The organism is Pseudoalteromonas sp. P80D2 (assembly GCF_036680945.1).
In the GTDB taxonomy this organism is placed as follows: Bacteria; Pseudomonadota; Gammaproteobacteria; order Enterobacterales; family Alteromonadaceae; genus Pseudoalteromonas; species Pseudoalteromonas shioyasakiensis.
Genome location: NZ_JAZDAR010000022.1, coordinates 316,821 through 334,892, shown reverse-complemented (window position 1 = coordinate 334,892; position 18,072 = coordinate 316,821). Strand labels below are relative to the sequence as shown.

General features: G+C 41.7%; 14 protein-coding genes. 6 read left to right on the top strand and 8 right to left on the bottom strand.

Annotated features, from left to right (window positions below; genetic code table 11):
* The first annotated feature begins 25 nt into the window (after positions 1-25).
* The 4 genes from VRK28_RS04045 (at position 26) to VRK28_RS04030 (ending at position 4,766) form a co-directional block, all read left to right on the top strand.
* Complete coding sequence (locus tag VRK28_RS04045) at positions 26-1,033, top strand: LacI family DNA-binding transcriptional regulator (protein WP_269407251.1); 1,008 nt, start codon at positions 26-28, stop codon at positions 1,031-1,033.
* Between the two features lie 101 nt (positions 1,034-1,134).
* Positions 1,135-2,385, top strand: a complete 1,251-nt coding sequence (locus VRK28_RS04040) for an MFS transporter (protein ID WP_332393479.1) — start codon at positions 1,135-1,137, stop codon at positions 2,383-2,385.
* Between the two features lie 9 nt (positions 2,386-2,394).
* On the top strand, positions 2,395-3,903 hold the full coding sequence (locus VRK28_RS04035) for a trehalase family glycosidase (protein ID WP_332393478.1): 1,509 nt from the start codon (positions 2,395-2,397) through the stop codon (positions 3,901-3,903).
* Between the two features lie 164 nt (positions 3,904-4,067).
* Positions 4,068-4,766 (top strand): helix-turn-helix transcriptional regulator, encoded by a 699-nt coding sequence (locus VRK28_RS04030; protein WP_063528060.1) that lies wholly within the window; start codon positions 4,068-4,070, stop codon positions 4,764-4,766.
* Positions 4,767-4,900: 134 nt separating this feature from the next.
* On the opposite strand, the gene VRK28_RS04025 is transcribed toward VRK28_RS04030, so the two are convergent.
* The 5 genes from VRK28_RS04025 to VRK28_RS04005 all read right to left on the bottom strand — a co-directional run bounded on the left by VRK28_RS04025 (position 4,901) and on the right by VRK28_RS04005 (position 8,521).
* Positions 4,901-5,278: a hypothetical protein gene (locus VRK28_RS04025; protein WP_269407249.1), complete on the bottom strand. Its 378-nt coding sequence runs from the start codon at positions 5,276-5,278 to the stop codon at positions 4,901-4,903.
* Between the two features lie 112 nt (positions 5,279-5,390).
* Positions 5,391-6,164: a CsgG/HfaB family protein gene (locus tag VRK28_RS04020; protein WP_054562529.1), complete on the bottom strand. Its 774-nt coding sequence runs from the start codon at positions 6,162-6,164 to the stop codon at positions 5,391-5,393.
* Positions 6,164-6,589, bottom strand: a complete 426-nt coding sequence (locus VRK28_RS04015; protein WP_054562528.1) for a curli assembly protein CsgF — start codon at positions 6,587-6,589, stop codon at positions 6,164-6,166. Before VRK28_RS04015 ends, VRK28_RS04020 begins: the two co-directional genes overlap by 1 nt.
* On the bottom strand, positions 6,579-6,971 hold the full coding sequence (locus VRK28_RS04010; protein WP_332393468.1) for a curli production assembly/transport protein CsgE: 393 nt from the start codon (positions 6,969-6,971) through the stop codon (positions 6,579-6,581). The genes VRK28_RS04015 and VRK28_RS04010 overlap by 11 nt, the downstream gene beginning before the upstream one ends.
* Before the next feature lie 35 nt (positions 6,972-7,006).
* Positions 7,007-8,521 carry a curlin gene (locus VRK28_RS04005; RefSeq protein WP_332393465.1) on the bottom strand — a complete coding sequence of 505 codons (1,515 nt, stop codon included), beginning with the start codon at positions 8,519-8,521 and terminating at the stop codon, positions 7,007-7,009.
* A gap of 559 nt (positions 8,522-9,080) precedes the next feature.
* On the opposite strand from VRK28_RS04005, the gene VRK28_RS04000 reads away from it, so the two are divergent.
* Positions 9,081-11,579 carry a S8 family serine peptidase gene (locus tag VRK28_RS04000; RefSeq protein WP_332393463.1) on the top strand — a complete coding sequence of 833 codons (2,499 nt, stop codon included), beginning with the start codon at positions 9,081-9,083 and terminating at the stop codon, positions 11,577-11,579.
* Positions 11,580-11,718: 139 nt separating this feature from the next.
* A complete protein-coding gene (locus tag VRK28_RS03995) occupies positions 11,719-12,930 on the top strand; it encodes a sugar efflux transporter (protein ID WP_332393461.1) in 1,212 nt (403 codons plus the stop codon).
* Positions 12,931-12,994: 64 nt separating this feature from the next.
* Here VRK28_RS03995 and VRK28_RS03990 read toward each other — a convergent pair whose 3' ends face one another.
* The 3 genes from VRK28_RS03990 to VRK28_RS03980 all read right to left on the bottom strand — a co-directional run bounded on the left by VRK28_RS03990 (position 12,995) and on the right by VRK28_RS03980 (position 18,040).
* Positions 12,995-14,080: a methyl-accepting chemotaxis protein gene (locus VRK28_RS03990; RefSeq protein ID WP_058584668.1), complete on the bottom strand. Its 1,086-nt coding sequence runs from the start codon at positions 14,078-14,080 to the stop codon at positions 12,995-12,997.
* A 187-nt stretch (positions 14,081-14,267) separates the two neighbouring features.
* Positions 14,268-16,667 carry a TonB-dependent siderophore receptor gene (locus tag VRK28_RS03985; RefSeq protein WP_063529447.1) on the bottom strand — a complete coding sequence of 800 codons (2,400 nt, stop codon included), beginning with the start codon at positions 16,665-16,667 and terminating at the stop codon, positions 14,268-14,270.
* 152 nt (positions 16,668-16,819) lie between these two features.
* Positions 16,820-18,040: an MFS transporter gene (locus VRK28_RS03980; RefSeq protein ID WP_063529446.1), complete on the bottom strand. Its 1,221-nt coding sequence runs from the start codon at positions 18,038-18,040 to the stop codon at positions 16,820-16,822.
* Positions 18,041-18,072: the final 32 nt, after the last annotated feature.

Below are 18,072 nucleotides of genomic sequence, written 5' to 3'. Positions count from 1 at the left end.
TAAAGGAAAGCAGTGTTTCAGTATCATGAATGATAGAAAATTAAAGTTAGCAGATCTTGCGAAATTAGCCGGTGTTTCTACGTCGACAGTTTCCCGTGCGCTCAATGATAACCCATTGATAAAACAGGAAACTCGCGACAAGCTTCAACAGTTAGCAAAAAAACATAACTTTAGTTTAAACACGGCTGCTAGCCGCCTTCGCACCCAAAAAACCAATGTTGTTGCGGTTATTATTAACCTCGATGGTGATACAGAACAGTCTATTAACGACCCTTTCTTACTTAAAATTGTTGGTGAAATAAATTTAGCACTAAATAAATTTGGCTTAGAGTTATTACTTTCTAATTCGTTTATGGCCAGTGATGATTGGGCAAATTACTTTATTAATAGCCGCCGTGCCGATGGCATTATTGTGGTCGGCCAAGGTAAAAGCCAAGCAAATATTGAAGCTGCAGCGAGTGCTGGTGTTCCTTTGGTTGTGTGGGGCGATCCAAAAACACCCAGCAGTTACCCAATTGTTGGCAGCGATAATTATTTAGGGGGCCGCCTAGCGACTGAGCACTTATTGGCAAATGGCGCTAAAAACATATTGTTTTTAGGTGACCCTGGGCACGCTGAAATTAGTGAACGCCACCGTGGTTATTTAGATGCTATTAATGAAGCCAAAGCCACTCCTCACGTGGTTTCTATCGATATTACTAGTAGTGCTGCTTATAAAGGAATTAACCAATTGTTGGTAGAAAAAGGGCTGTGCTTTGATGGCATTATGGCATGTAGTGACATGGTGGCTTTAGGTGCGATGAAAGCCCTGAAAGAGCGTTACATCAGCATTCCAAACGACGTTGCCCTCGTGGGCTTTGATGATATTGCCATGGCAGATATCAGTCATCCTTCTTTGTCGAGTATTAAACAAAATACTCAACGCGCTTCAGTTATTCTTGTTGAAAAGTTGTTAGCCCAGTTAGCAGGGCAGTCGGTAGAATCTCAAGTTGTTGAAATAGAACTAGTAAATAGGCAGTCGAGCCAGCGCTAAGCCTATTAAATGTTAGCAATATGTGTAATTTTAAATGCAAACGTTTGCATTTTGTTTTGCGCTAAACTAGACTGAATAAAAATAATCGTAGGTTGAAGTGAATGAATCCTATAAGAATAACTATCGCGCTGGCATGCAGCTATTTTGTCTTTGCTATTATGCTTAATAGTGTGGGCACTGTTATTTTACAAGCAATCAATAGCTTAGATGTAAGCAAAACTCAGGCGTCTGTTCTTGAAGGATTTAAGGATCTTAGTATTGCCATTGTGTCATTTTTAGTGGCGTCATTTATCCCTCGTATAGGCTATAAAATTGCCATGCTTGGCGCTTTATTACTGGTTGCAGTGATGTGCTTGGTTGTTCCGAGCATTGCCGACTTTTGGGTATTAAAAGCGCTCTTTGCCGCAATTGGTTGCAGCTTTGCAGTAATGAAAATCTCTGTTTACTCTGTTATTGGTCAAGTGACTGATAATGCTAATAAACATTCAGCGTTATTAAACACCATTGAAGGGGTGTTTATGCTTGGCGTGCTGTCGGGTTATTGGATTTTTGCACTATTTATAGACGCTGATGACCCGCAAAGTAGCCACTGGTTGAATGTTTATTACTTGCTTGCAGCGATTGTTGCGGTGGCGTTTGTTTCTGTGCTTGCGGCACCAATAAAATCGCCAGAACTAAAAACTAATCAGCAATCTCAGCTTCATGATTTTATTGACATGTTAAAGCTGACTTACCAACCCCTTGTGCTTATTTTTGTTGTTAGTGCATTTATGTATGTACTAATAGAGCAAGGCGTGGGCACTTGGCTACCGACCTTTAATAACCAAGTTTTAAAATTGCCTGTTGATGTCAGTATCCAACTTGCCAGTTTGTTTGCAGCTGCGTTAGCGCTTGGTCGTTTGGTAGCAGGGCAAGTACTTAGGTTCATTAGTTGGTTTAGTTTATTAATGGGCTGCTTGGTCGCTATGGGTATGCTCGTATTATTGGTGCTGCCTTTGACTCACGATGTTGATGGTAGCCAAGTGAAAAGTGTGTTTGATGTACCTTTTGCAGCACACATGCTGCCGTTGATTGGCTTTTTTATGGCACCGATTTACCCGTTACTTAACTCTGTCATGCTGAGTTCACTTGCTAAGCACAAGCATGCGGCTATGACAGGCTTAATTGTGGTTTTTTCAGCATTAGGTGGAACAACAGGCTCAATTATTACGGGCTTTGTATTCGATAAATTTAGCGGTCAGCATGCGTTTTATCTCACATTAGTGCCAATAGCCTTGCTATTAATCACCGTTTCAATCTTTAAGAAAATTACCCTAAAACCACAGTATCAAGCGGCTTCAAGCGCAGAATAAGGGATTGTCATGAACTTCGTTAATAGCCAATTATTTAAAGACGTACAGCTAGCAGAAGTGTTTGCTGATTCAAAAATGTTTGCCGATGCAGTGCCAAATTTATCTTGGCAAAGTGCTTGTGAGTTGTATCAACTTGTAGGCCCTTTAAAAGGTGATGAGCTGCGCGAATTTGTTATGTCGAACTTTTTGTTTGCTGATCAGTCTATTCCGACTGCGAAATTAGATACCACTTCGGTTAAACAGTATATTCTTGATTTATGGCCGCATTTGCATCGCAATGCTGATACAGATTTAGCAAGCTCACTAATGCCCTTGCAGTTTGACTACATTGTACCGGGTGGTCGTTTTCAAGAAATTTATTATTGGGATAGTTATTTTACAGCTTTGGGTCTAGAAGATTGTGGCGACCTAGCCACCATTGAAGCCATGGTTAATAACTTTATAGACCTACAAGAACGTAATGGCTGTATTCCAAATGGTAACCGAGTTTATTATAGCTCTCGCTCGCAACCACCTGTTTTGGCGTTAATGATAGCGATGCTATGGGACGCTAAATATAAACAAGAAGCAGATTTAACTTGGCTGGCAAACGCGGTAAAAGCACTTGAAGCTGAGTATCAATTTTGGATGCAAGGCTGTAACGATCTTAGCAGTGAAACGCCTGCTATTAGGCGTGTTGTAAAAATGCCTAATAAGGCTATTTTAAACCGCTATTGGGATAGTGCGGCAACACCTCGTCCAGAATCATTAAAAGAAGATTTACATGACGCTGAAGGGCTAACAACTGAGCTGCAACAAAGTTATTTTCAACATATTCGCGCTGCATGCGAGTCTGGCTGGGACTTTAGTAGCCGTTGGCTTTGTGATCATAATGACTTAAAAAGCATTGAAACAACCAATATCATACCGGTTGATTTGAATAGCTTACTGTATAACTTAGAGCATACGTTATCTCGTTTTTACCGTTTACTTGGTAAAGAACAAAAGAGCCAGTCGATTGCTGAGCTGGCTACACTGCGCTTAGATGCAATTAATACCTATTGTTGGAATTCTGAGGCGGGTGTTTATCGTGATTACAACATTAGACTCAATCAGCAAAGCAGTGTCGATTCGATGGCAATGGCTGTTCCTTTGTTTGTAGGCGCTGCATCTGTACAACAAGCTCAACAAGTGAAGCAAAAACTGATGAATGAGTTTTTAAAACCCGGTGGTTTAGTGACAACATTGTGTAGCACATCACAACAATGGGATAGTCCTAACGGTTGGGCGCCGCTACAATGGTTCGCTGTAAAAGGTTTAACAGAGTATGGCTTTGTCAGCGAGGCACAGGCGATCATAAAAAACTGGCTGAGTATGATCGAAATGCGTTTTGCAGAAGATAAGTGCCTCCTTGAAAAATACAATGTGTGTGAATTAGTTAGCCGTGCAGGTGGTGGTGAATACACAGTACAACAAGGATTCGGTTGGACGAACGGTGTAACATCACGTTTTTACAAACTACTTGATGACTCGCTGTAAAAGGGGAGATGTGAGTATTGGTTGTTTACACTCTGTTAACTTTGGTGTCTGGCCATCCAAATGGGTTAGCAATGTTGTAAATTGCCAAAATAAAGGCTTATAAATGGTTGAATCATGTATCCAAATTGGGTATTGTGAATAAAATGTTTCAAGGAAGAAATGAGATGATTCAACCAACTTCTGTATTTCTAAAAACACAGCCAAGGTTACAAAACCGCAGTCAAAATTATCAATATTTAATTAAAATACTCGATGCGTTTTTTATGCGTGTGAAAGTCGATGCAAGCTTGCCTCATGAGTCTATGCGCGATGAGTTTAATCTTTATTTAATTGATAGCACTGATGCACATTGGAAAGACTTATTACCTGCTGAGTTAGTGCAACTTGCTAAGCAACATTTAGTGGTTATTTTTAATGCGGACGCTAATGCAATTTGCGAAAAAAACTTACTTTTAAATGGCATTAAAGGGGTGTTTTTTGCAGATCAATCACCTGAAGATATTTTTGCAGGGCTGGTCAGAGTGATCAATGGCGAGCTGTTTTTTAGCCGTAAAAGTATTTCTACTACGTTTAATCATATGCTGTCAGCAATGTCTCGTAGCCAATTCAATGCCAGCAACGATTCGGTAAATACAGATATTGACCTCAGCTTACTGACTAAACGAGAAAAATCAGTGATTCACTTACTTGCCCAAGGTGCGAGTAATCGAGATATCGCAGAGCGTTTAAATATCAGCGACCATACAGTTAAAACCCATCTGTACAGTGCATTCAAGAAAACGGCATCGCGTAACCGCGTGGAGCTGGCTAATTGGGCACAAAATTACATGGCAGTGAGTTTGTCTTTACAAAATACACAGTGACAAACTATAGCCAGTTTAATCCCAGTGGTAGTGTTTGATCAGAATATTCAGCCACTTGCTCGATGCTTAAAAAACCGGCTTCGAGCAAGCAGCCTTCAAAATCGTGTTTCCGTTTAGCTTACATTATTCGATACTCAGTTCGATTTAGATGTGACCTTATTCATAAAATACAGTGGAATACACAGTATTAATAATCCTAGCCATTGCCATAATGGCGCAAAAAGAAACACCAGCGCTGATTGTGCATCATGAGAAAAATAGATTGAACCTATGGTCACAGTACCAAATAAGACACACATAATAGTGACAATAAACGTGGCGATTTGTGCCACTCTTGTTTTACTGTGTTCAACCATCCACGCTATTAATAAATAGGGCGAAATACCCCATAAGACAAAGCCAATTGGCAGGCTTTTTGAACTGTCAAAATTATCAATGGTGATAACCAGGGTAATCAGTGCGGCTAAAACAATAAGAGAATAAGCGCATTTGGAGAAAGTAATCCATTTCATAAATAAAACATAATTGACTGAATGCTATAAGTATTTATTTCGATGGATAATTAAGCAGAAAGTTCAAATTGGGCGCTGTGATGTTCAGCGCCACAATAATATACTCATTAAATTAGACCGCTTTTGCAGACCAAATGCCTTTGTTAATACCTTTTAATACAAGGTCGCTAAGCGCTTTTTCAATTGCTTGCGTTACGCAAATACTCATAGGCTCATTGTCGGTGAATCCGGCTTCTGCTTCTGCAAGACGTTTGTAGCTCACATAGCGAAAGAAGCCTGCGCGCATTTCTTGGCTGAGTACTTTTTTGCTTGTCGCAACGGATAACAAAACTTGGCCTGTGCGAACATCGACAGCGCGTAAATAAATTGAGATTGCATCTTCACGGTATAACTCTGATGCGCCAATCCCGAAGTATTCCATACCAATCCCGCCGGTTTTGATATTTGTGTCGTAGCTAATGATACCGCCTTCTAAGATTATTTTAGCTGTCGTGAGCGGTGGTAATTCAGGTAGCTTATCGTTTTCGGCTTGCGCAGCGCGAATAATTTTACGCTCAGTTAAGATATTTTGTAGACCTTCGCGTTCTACCGGAATAAACCAATCAGATTCATGCAATGCTTGCACTAAAATAGAGTTAGCGCCTTGTGTTACTGCGGTAGAAAATGAGCTTACATTTGCCTGTGGTTTGTATTGCCCAGTTTGGTCACGAAATGAGTATACTGACACAGGAATGCTTCCCATTGGTTGAGGAAGGGCCTGCAAAGCCTGGAATGTTTCGGTTGGCTCAAGAGAGTCTGCCAGCTGTTTGGTCGGCGGGATTAAATTGCCCATTGATGAACAACCCGACAGAAGTAATACCATTGCTGCTAATGTGAGTGTCTTCATTATCCAAACCTCGGTACTTCAATTACTGTCACTGTGCCATCAGAGGTGTTGGTAATTCTAACGGTGATTGTGTCACTGGTACTGGTGATAATTTGAATTTCATAATCACCTGTCATAAAGGTCGAGTCACCATTAAAGATGCTGTCGTCGATTTCGTCACCAAATGCCATATCTGTGATTTCTCGTACCATTCTATTTAAGTAGGTACGCTCTAACGAATCTTGAAATTTTTCCCCGTAGGTTTGTTCGATAACCGGCGCTTTGTGCTTGTTTTGTGATTGCGCTTTATTAAGTAGCATGCTGGCATTTAATGGGCTGCCACCAAAGCTTGGGTTAATTGGGGTATAAACGAGTTCGGTTGCCCAACTAGAAAGAGGGCAGAGGATTATTATTAGTGTTGTTAAGTATTTCATTTTACCATCCATTTTTTGCCATATCGGGTGTTGATTGCTGCATTTGACTGCGTGCCATGGCATCCATCACGCTATACATGGCTTGTTTTACATGTTCATCTAATGGCTCTAAGCGACGTCCTAGATAGGTGACGTACACTATTTGGTTATTCATTTTTAAGACAAGTCGAGTCCCCGCTCGGGGTAATACCGTTTCTTTTATTTCGATATTAAAACCTGCTGTTGAAGGTAAATCGCGCCATAGGTTGGCAAACTCAAAATAAAATTGATGGCCAAATCGGCTAATACTTCTATCGAGTACTAAGCCATCGATTTCGAGGTCTTCGCCATAACTAGCCGTACTTTGAGCTGCAAGCACGATGCAACATATGCGTAGTAAGTTTCTTATTTTCATAATGGAATGAGGGAGCAAAGCTCCCTCTTAAGCGATTATTCTTGGGTTACAGTTGCGGTATTGCCATCACCTAGTTGAGTGATAACAACTGTGCTGTTAGAGCCAATCATTGAGCCTTCAACAAGGTTTGCATTGCCGTCTTGTACAACGACAAGTGAGTTACCCTCACCACCTAGCAAGAATGCACTTTGACCTATACCTACAACAAAGTTTTCTGAGCCTGTTTGGCTAATATCAACAGAGTTGTTGCTACCTTCCATAATCAGGTCGATGGCATTGAGTTCACCAACTTGTGTGAAAGCAACTTGGTTGTTGTTGCTATCAAGCACGCTTGCGAATGTTAATGCCGCTTCGTTAAGGTCACCCAGCTGATTAACTGAAATGTCATTATCGTTTGAAGAGAGTGAGTCGTCTGGGTATGAAGACTGAACTAGTACAGTGTTTTCATTGCCGCCTTGAGCAATATCAACGTTGTTGTCGCTACCACTGAAGTTAGCAACGTGAGCACTGTTTGCGTCACCAATTTGGTTAGCAACAAACTCATTGCTATCGCCAATAGCACCTAAGTACACATCATTACCGTTACCATTTTGGAATGCAGTGAGTTCGTTGTCGTTGCCAATAGCATCTAAGCCAGCGGTATTACTGTCATGCTTTTGATTGACCAATAATGTATTGCCATCACCAACAATCACGCCTGATTCAAAGCTGTTGCTGTTGCCTTCTTGATCAGACTTAACCTCGTTGTCATTGCCTGTGATTTCTGCAACTAATGCGCTATTAGAGTCACCATCTTGCTCAAATTCAACTTCGTTATAATCACCATGCAGCGAAGTAAGCTCAGCGCTGTTGAAGAAACCTGTTTGGTCAATAGTAATTTCATTGCCGTTGCCAATTACTTCATCAGAGGTAAACGCATTGAAAACACCCTCTTGCATTACTTCGATGCTGTTGTCATCACCTCTAATTACATTGAACGTTGCTTCATTTAGTAAGCCGCTTTGCTCTGCGCTGATTGTGTTGCTGTTACCTTGTAAGTCAAAGTTGTAGAACCAATGGCCACCATCACCTTGCGTTACAGTTGCGCTATTTTCATCACCAACCATGACGTTGATAGCTTCGTTGTTAACACCAAAGAATCCTGCACCTTCTTGCTCAACGCGAACAGCATTGCCAACACCAACGGTTTCAGATAATGCGCCATTCATGGTGCCGTTTTGGCTGTGCGAAACAGTATTATCGTCACCTGTGTTGTAGATAAGAGATAAGTTAGATGTTTGTGCTTGGCTTACTTCAACCATGTTGCCATCACCTACACTGACAGTTTCTGCACGATGACCTGTACCTTGTTGAGCAATAACCGCATCGTTACCAACACCGGTAACCGATACTTGATCTAGGGTAATTGAGTTTGATACACCCAGTGTTGAAACTTGGCTTGCAAGCTCAGTGCTAGATTGTGTTTTATCATCTGTGTTTGCACTTGCTGCAAAGCTTGAACCTAACGCAATAGTAATTGCACAGGTAAGTAGAGACTTTCTTAACTTCATGATTATTTCCTTTAAATTATTATTAATCAAAGCTCTAAAATTATTATTTTCGCTTTTAGAACCATGTACCAGCATGCCTTGCCGGATTAATTTCTGTGATATTCAACTGTTAGCTAACAATCAGAAGTGAATGAAGCAACTTTGTTAGTTGTGACTCTGAGGTCGTACAAATAACAAGAAAATTACTTTAGACAGATTTGGAATAATATAAAATCATCAGTTTTTGTGGTTTTTATAAATTATTTATTTTCAATTGGTTATGTGTGTTTGTTTAGGTTTTGGTATGGGTTTTGATTTAAAAGTAGTAAAAAAGTTGGGGAAATATTGATGGATCATTGAGGGTGCTTTTTTCACAAAAAAGTGTGAATTGGACGTATTTTTATTGATTCAATCAGCAAAAAAGTATGGATTTAAACTTAGCATCATTTTTTTTCTTGCCTGTTATCTGCAATTTGCCATTTATGAAATATGCCACGTGATATTCATCATTCAGAAGTAATGAGCTTTGGTGGTCGGATCATAGTGATTCGATCAGTTCAACAAATTATGGATAGTAAATATGAAAACTAAATTATCTGTATTAAGCCTAGCCTTATTACCATGTTTAGGTGCTGCACAAATCAGCACACCAGCAAAAACAACCGTCGTTGGTGCAAGTGAAGACTCAGTACTTGTTATGTATAAAAAAGGCACCTCTGCTGCAATGCGTGCCCATGCTCGTAGCTTAGTTAAAGCCACCATCAGCGACATCAACAAAGATGGTGTTGATGATAACTATTCAGCCATTTTGTCTGGCCGTTTAGCTAAATTTAAAATTGCAGGTATGAGCAGCAAAGAAGCTATCAAACGCTTACAAAACCACGCTGCTATTGAATATGTAGAGCCTGACTACCGTGTATCGATTGCCAGTGTACCTAATGATCCTGATTTTTCGTCGCTGTGGGGTTTACACAACGAAGGTCAAACAGGTGGTGTCGCCGATGCTGACATTGATGCAGTTGAAGCATGGTCAATCTCAACCGGTAGCCGCGAAGTTGTTGTTGGTGTAATTGATACCGGTATTGATTACAGCCACGAAGATTTAGCTGATAACGCATGGATCAACCCAGGCGAAATTCCGGGTGATGGTATCGATAATGACGGTAATGGTTACATCGATGACGTGCACGGTATTAATGCGATTACCGACTCAGGTGATCCAATGGATGACCAAGGCCATGGTACTCACGTATCGGGCACAATAGGTGCGTCAGGTAACAATGGCACCGGTGTTGTTGGTGTGAACCATGAGGTATCAATTGCGGGCTGTAAGTTCTTAAGTGCAGATGGTACAGGTTCAACTTCTGATGCAATTAAGTGTATCGATTACATGGTTGATCTTAAAAACCAAGGCGTAAATGTACGTGTTTTAAATAACAGCTGGGGTGGCGGTGGCTTTAGCCAAGCACTGGCAGATGCTATTACGGCAAGTGAACAAGCCGATATTCTATTTGTAGCAGCAGCGGGTAACGATGCGGTTGATAACGATCAAAACCCTCATTATCCGTCTAACTACGAGCATGACAGCGTTTTATCAGTTGCCAGTACTGACAACAGAGATAACATGTCGAGCTTTTCACAATGGGGTTTAACAAGTGTGGATTTAGGCGCACCAGGTAGTGCAATTCTATCAACGGTACCGGGCAATGGTTACGCTAGCTATTCTGGTACATCAATGGCAACACCGCATGTTGCAGGTGCAGCAGCACTCGTGCTTTCGATCAACCCTGATTTATCAGCGCTTGAACTTAAAGAGTTGCTAATGAATAGCGGCGACCAAAATGAAGCGCTGCAAGGCAAAACAGTGTCTGGCAATCGCTTAAATGTGAATCAAGCACTTGAGCAAGCAGATCCGACTCCAAGCTTCAAAATCTCGGTGTCGCCAAGTTCACAGCAAATTACTGCTGGTGAAACTGCAACATATACCTTTGAAATTGGTTCAATCGCCCAGTGGGATGGTGTCGTTAGCCTAGCACTTCAAGCTGATTTAGCGGGCGCAACACTATCGCAAACAGAAGCTGTACCTGGTGATGTAGTTACACTAACGGTACCAACACAAGAAGCAACAGCATGGGGCAGTTATAGTTTTGTTGTTGATGCAACATCAGGTGAGTTAGCTAAACAAAGCAGTGCGTCACTGTTTGTTAACCCTGTTGGCTTAAATGACTTTACTTTCTCAAATGAAACACCAGTGTCTATTCCAGATAACAATGACACGGGTATTGATTCGGTGATTACGGTAGCTGATGAACTTACTGTGTTCTCAACGGATGCAAGTATTGATATTACTCATACTTACATTGGTGATTTAATCGTCACATTAACGTCGCCGCAAGGAACAACTGCAACACTTCACAGCCAATCTGGCGGTGGTGCTGATGATCTAGTACAAAGCTACTCGCTGGCTAATTTTAATGGCGAAGTTGCGACAGGTGATTGGGTACTCAATGTCAAAGACGTACTGTCTGCTGATACCGGTACTTTAAACAGCTGGTCACTGACGTTTAGCGCTATTGGTGAAGTGAGCCCGCAGCCTCCACAAGCTGGCTTTGCATTTGAAACATCAGGTTTAGATGTCACTTTCACTAATACCAGCACAGATAGCAATGACGATATTGTTGCTTGGGCGTGGGATTTTGGTGACGGTGCTTCATCAACAGATGCTGATCCTATGCATACTTACGCACAAGCAGGCAGCTATGAAGTGACGCTAACTGCGACAGATAGCGAAGGTCAAACAGATACGTTCACGCAAACGGTTGTGGTATCTGATGTTGAAATTGAGCTATCGGTTAAACGTGCTAACAAAACACGTTTAGGTACTATGCGTGTTGATTTAAGCTGGCAAACCGTGGCTGATCAAGTAAGCATCTACCGTAATGGTGAACTACTTGAATCAGTAGCTGATCGTGGTTTCTATCGCGATGTAGAGCGTAAAGCTGAGTTACCAAGCTATGAATATCAAGTTTGTGTATCTGATACTGTTTGTTCTAACCCAGTGACAGTGTCCTTCGACTAACATTGTTTCACTGCTCAAAGCCCAGTTTCCCCACTGGGCTTTTTTTATTTGTATTACAAAATGAAGTTTTCGCTAAAACTGTGTATAATTTGCGCCCTTTAAATATCTGTTCACGTGTCGTATTAATGTGGGGTTGTGAGTGAAAGCATTGCTGAAACAGCATGGTGTAATTTTTATTCTTCTAAGTATGCTAACCGGGTTAATGGGGGCATTTGTTAACCCATTGATGAGCTTATTCATTGTCGAAGGGTTGCAAACACCGCCCGTGTATTTAGGTGTTTATATGGTGGCGGTCACCATTACTGGGTTAGTTATTAGTCAGTGGTTAGGTGGCATGGCTGATCAAGGCACCAGTGCGCGAAAGTTATTTATGGTGGCTGTATCAGGTATGGTGTGTGCGTTAGTGACCTTTGCGAATGCCACTGCATTTTGGCAAGTATTGCTCGCAGGCGTGTTGTTTCTTGCGATGGGCAATGCGGCAATTCCGCAAATGATGACCGTGGCAAGACAATGGGCTGGGCGTCAACAGAACATCGACATTACCAGTTTTAATTCCCGTTTACGTGCTGCTATTTCCTTTGCTTGGGTCGGCGGCCCGCCGCTTGGTTATTTATTAGCCGCTGGAGGCGAGTTTAGCCGCTCGTTTTACTTTGCTGCGGTGTGTGCCTTGGTTGCACTTATCTTTGCATTTAAGTTTATTCCTGACTACAGTGCTCAAAAATCGCAAAATGGCAGAGAGCCTGCAGCCGCAACGAGTTTATCATTTTGGTTGCTGGGCTTAGCTATTATGCTTGGTTCAACGGGTAATATTATGTATTCATCGGCACTGCCGCTTTATAGCATTACAGAACTAGGGTTTGCTGAACATACACCCGGGCTGTTTATGGGGGTAGTGGCACTGTTAGAAATTCCTATCATGCTGTATGGGGCAAAGCTTGCTAAAAAATACAATAAAGTTGCGATGCTTGCAGTGGCATTTTGTTGTGCAATTGTATTTTATTTAGGGGTGTTTTTTGCCAGCCAAGTATGGCACTTAATCGCGTTGCAAGTTTTAAATGGGCTATTTTACGGTATTTTTGCGGGCATTGGCTTAACCGTCTTACAAGATCAGCTTCCCGAGCGAATAGGGTTTACCTCTGCGTTTTACACGAACGCTATTAAATTGGGTGTTATGTGCGGGGCAGGGGCAACAGGGGTTGTTGCACAGTTTTATAGTTTTAGGTTTGCAACCCTTGGCTCTATGCTAGCTGCAAGTTTAGCCCTTGGCTGCTTAATGTTGTTTAGCTATGTAAAGCGCCAAGAGCAGCAAGGAGGCGTTATGCCAGTACTGCAAGAAGGCTTAGTTGAATAACTAGCTTAAATAGATAAAAAACCGAGCATCGTAGCTCGGTTTTATTATTTTTAGTAATTAGGCATTAGCCATTGGCGATTTGATCCAGTAAATGCATGACTCGTTCACTGGCTGCTTCCATCTTATTAATGTGATTAATAGCTGCGTCTTTATTGCCAGTTTGCAGCATGACTAACGCTTCAACACCATTGCGATGAACTTCACGATGTGGCTCTTCTAATTGACGATAAGCATTGTGTTGTTTGAAGCCATTTGATTGCTCTGAATTATACCATTTACCTAATCGGCACATGGTGTGATCTGAAAAGTCATCAATCGACTTATTACTTGTGCCATTGGCAACTGAGTAAACTTCACCTTTCCAAACAATATGATCTAGTTTTACGGTTTGCACAAATGAGCGTGTAGCTGCATTAATAATGGTTTCTTTCATTGAGCTACAGTGATTCATGATAGAACCATAGTCATTGTTTAGAGTATCAAAACTGGTTGAAAGCTGAGTGTTATTTTGCTGGATATCTTCAACAGAGGTCACCGTTTCGCCAGTTTTATTGATGATCTCTTTTACTAGATCAGATACTTCTTGGGCTGATTTATTGGTGTTGGTTGCAAGTGTACGAACTTCGTCGGCAACAACGCTAAAGCCACGACCAGCCTCACCAGCACGGGCAGCTTCGATTGCGGCATTTAGCGCAAGTAAGTTGGTTTGATCAGAGATTTTAGAAATGGTTGATACAAATGTGTTGATGCTATCGGCCATATCAGACAGACCCGTAATGTTACTGGTCATGCTGCCCATTTTGCCTGCCATACTCGCCATTTCACTGACAATATGTTGCAGGGCATTATTTGAGTCGTTTAATAGTTGGCTTATTTGTAAAGTAACTTGGCTTTCTTCTTCGATAACAAGGTATGAGTCGAGTACAGTTTGGCGTACGCCCTCAATTTGCGTGATACATTCAATCGAACTATTCAATAAGTTGGCAAGGAACAGTTGGTCTGCATCATCAGCTTGCTGATGTAATTTTGCTTCTAAGCGTTCGTTTTCGTCACGTAATACGTGATTGTCGGCTTTAAGTGCCTCAACTTCAGCTAATAGCGCGTTGTATTGATCTTGGAGTAAAGAGTGGCTTTTGCTAGAGACAAACATGTATGTTCCTAATTTATATGGTTAATACCTACCCATGCTGATTATAGATCAAAGTATTAACTTATTATCAGTGTTTTTTATTAGAGAGAGGTTAATTACGACTATTTGATTAAGTGTAGTAGAAAAGCTGGTTATTAAAGCCGAAAAAGCCCAGTAAAAACTGGGCTAAAACGAGGGAGGAGAGTAATTAATAAAAAGAGTATTTTAAAGTAAGCGACGTTGTACGGCCGTTAATAGTACGGGCACGGATAATGTCGTTATCTGGTACTGAGCCTTCTTCTGCTTCTGTGATACCTACGGTGTCGAACAGGTTGTTCACGTTAAGCGATAGACTTAAGTTTTCAGATAAATTGTAACTTACAAAACCATTCACTTGTGTATAGCCATCAAACTCAAGGTCGTTACTGTCTTGTGCGTAAGCATCTGTTGTACCAATAAAGCTAAGACCAGCAGCACCTTTGTCAAAGTTGTAAGTTGCCATTAATGAGTAAATAAGGTCAGCTTGACGACGAGGTGTATTACCGACTAACTCTGGTGATAACGCATCTTTAGCAATTTCTGCGTCTGTCCAAGTAAAGTTACCACGGAAGTCCCAATCACCTACGTAGTAGGTTGATTCAACCTCAATACCTTTTGCTTCGTACTCGCGGTCAAAGAATTTTTGTGATGTTGCTTCGAAGTTTTGCTCTTCAGTTTCTGCGTAGAATGCTGTTGCAAATACTGATAGTGAATCAAAACGTTTTTTCACACCGAACTCATATTGATTTACTTCATCAATTGCATCGGCTTCGGCAACTGAACCGTCAGCTTCTACTTTACCGAATAGTAAGCGGTCTGCATTTGCGCGGCCGCCTTTACTTAAGCGGGCAAATGTCGCAAAACTTGGGTCAATTTGGTAGTTCGCACCAATTGAGTATGAGCTGTAGTGCCAGTCGTAGTTAACAATGCTTGGGTTCGCGTTATCAATACCAACAACACTTTGCTCAGGAATTGAGATGGTACCGTCGCCATTCATATCAATTGTTGATGTTACGGCACCTGCGTAGTTACCGCGCGCTTCACCTGAATCATAGCGAGCACTTGCATCAATGCTTAAATCGCCAAACTTAGTAGCTAAGTTAATGTAAGGTGCGCGTGTTTCGTACTCTGTATCATAGTTACGCTGACAGCAGTTACCCCAGTAAGGTGTACCATAAGCGTACAAGCCATTATCTGAGTAGCTGTCGCCATTTGCAGCGTAAACGTCAAGTAATGCAGCGTTGTCGCCTTTTAGCTCCATAACATATGAGTTCCAAAGCCACGACATATCAATCGATTGGCTTGATGCAAAGTAACCAAACGTAACGCTAGTGTCATCAGAGAACGACTTAGTTAACTTAAGGTCATTAACAATTGAACCCATGTCGTTTAGCGTTACATCGAATGTATGAATACGCATTGCTAAATCGTCATCGCCATAGGCTTCGCCTGCTGAGCCACCATTTGCATAAACAAGCGATGCACCATCACCAGCAATACTAGAAGCAATAGAGCTTGCGCTTGCAACTTCAGCTGGAATCAGAGAAATAAAGTTACCGCTTACTGATGATGTTCTAAAGCGGTTTTCGATGCGCCAGTCGTTTTCTAAATCAAATGCAGCTTCAAAACCCACTGAGGTAACAACTGGGTTCATACCGTCGGTCATATCGCCCGTGCTGATTTGGTTATCACCATTTAAACGCAGAGTTTGTGTGAAAAGCGCTGAATGGGGCGTATCTGATTGTGCATCAAAACCTGGGATTGAATCACCATCTGAGTACATAGGCATAGGTAGGTAACCTACGCTCTTATCATCGAGGTGTTTAAAGTAAACGCGAACATAACCAGCATCAAATTCTTTGGTTAGGTTTGCCTTAATTTGGCCACCTTTATTTGATGTATAACCGGTTTCACGTGGGCCTTCACCTTGGCGAACAAAGCCACCAATGTGATAGCGCACACTGTCGTTTAGGTAAGTACCATACTCAAAGTCTGTACGAATAGAGTCATAATCAAGGCCTACCGTGGTCGATACACTGCCTGATTCGTTCTCACCCGTTTTTGAAATAAAGTTGATGATACCACCAGGGGCATCACTTGCTGCTGTTGATGCTGAGCCACCACGGATTGATTCAACACTTTGCACTGTTGAATCTAAGCGCATGAAAATGTCTGCGTTACCAAAGGCAATATCGCCAAACTGCATAACTGGTAAGCCATCTTCTTGTAGTTGCAAAAATTTAGCACCGCCCGATGCAACCGGTAAACCACGTACCGCGATATTTGCGTTACCTTCACCACCTGTTGATTCTGAACGAACACCCGGGATTGTTCTAAATGCTTCTGCAGTAGAACGAGGTGTTGATACTTCAATTTCAGCTAATGTAACACTGCTAACCGATGAGCTTGATGCCATGATGGTTGTACGGCGTGGTACACCGGTTACAACGATAGTTTCAAGGCCGCTTTTTTTAGCCTCAGGTTGTGCTTGCTCTTCTGCGTGTAAGTTTTGGCTTACTGCTAATGCAAGCGCGCTTAATGTATAAAGGGCATGTTTGTGTGTTGTCATAATGTGCCTCGTCTCAATCCCAGATGGTTTGTTGTCTAAATTGCTATCTTAATCGATTAAGTAAAGATAACAATAATTTTACACAGTGCAAGTCTTTTTAGCGAAAAACTTGCACAATTTATGTTCGATAATTGATTTTTAACGATTTTTATTTAGTGGCTTAATGCACTGTGCTGCGCTAAAGCTTGCTCAGCAGGGTTTCGTAAGTAGTTATATAGCATGGCTAAAAACAGTATACATGCGAAACCTGTTGCGAGATAAAAGCCGTAACGAATGTGGCCAAAGTAGTCACTGATCACACCCATTAATAATGGGCCTGCTGCCGCAGAAAGGGCAGTAAAAAACAAAATAACCCCAGCAACTGCACCGTGCTGTTGCACCGCAAAGCAAGAAATCCCTTTTGAGTTTAAAGTTGGGTAGATCATCGACATGAATAGCCCAGATAAAGGGAGTAAGAACACCGCCCAATCAACGCCGCCGAAGATTAAGCCTAAATAACACAGTGCAATTCCTAAGCTTAAATACAGCATTGCTGCTTGCCAGCTTAAGTGATTTAAAAGCCATACCGCTAAGAAACGCCCAGCAGCGCGTAAAATGAAAAATAAGGTCAGTGCATAGGTTGCCAGTAATTGCCAAGGGCCGTTGTAATCGCCAAGTAGAGTAGGCATCCACACATAAATAGCCACTTCGGTTGCAACATAAAGGGCAATCGCTAACGAAAAGCCCAGTGCATATGGATTTTTCATCATACTCATGGTGGTTGCAAGAGAGGCTGGTTTGGCGTGTTCTTCAAGCTTTTTAGGTTTAGGATAATCTGCACGCCAAGCAATTAAGGTTAAAATTAAACATAAAACCCCAGCGATAACGTAAAGGTATGTCCAGCTTACCTGTTGGGTGATTAAAAAGCTGACAAGGGCAGGGCCTACAATGGCGCCAACACCAAAAAAGCCTTCGACCAAATTCATGGTTTTTGTGTGCTCTAAATTGTTTTTAGAAATATCACCTAACAGCGCCAAAGCACCGGTTTTAAATAACCCAATAGCAAGACCAATACAGCTAAGCAGCACTACAAATATGCTAAAACTACTGCTAACGGCGAACAGAAAACAACAAATGGTGAATATGCCGAGTCCCAGCATGATGGTTTGCTTGCGACCAAAACTGTCGGCCAAAAAACCTAAGAACAGGCCACTAAAAGCAATAAGTGCCATAGGTGCATAATGGAAAGCACTGGCTTGGGTCATGCTTAAATTAAATTCTTCGATAAGCTCAGGAATGATCATACCAACCGCATCAGAGGTCATCGCAAACATAAAAAACATCATGTATGTCAGCCATCTAATGGTTTGCAAAGGATCGTGTGTTCTATTCATTGTTGTATCCCCACCGAAAGGTCTGCGCCTTT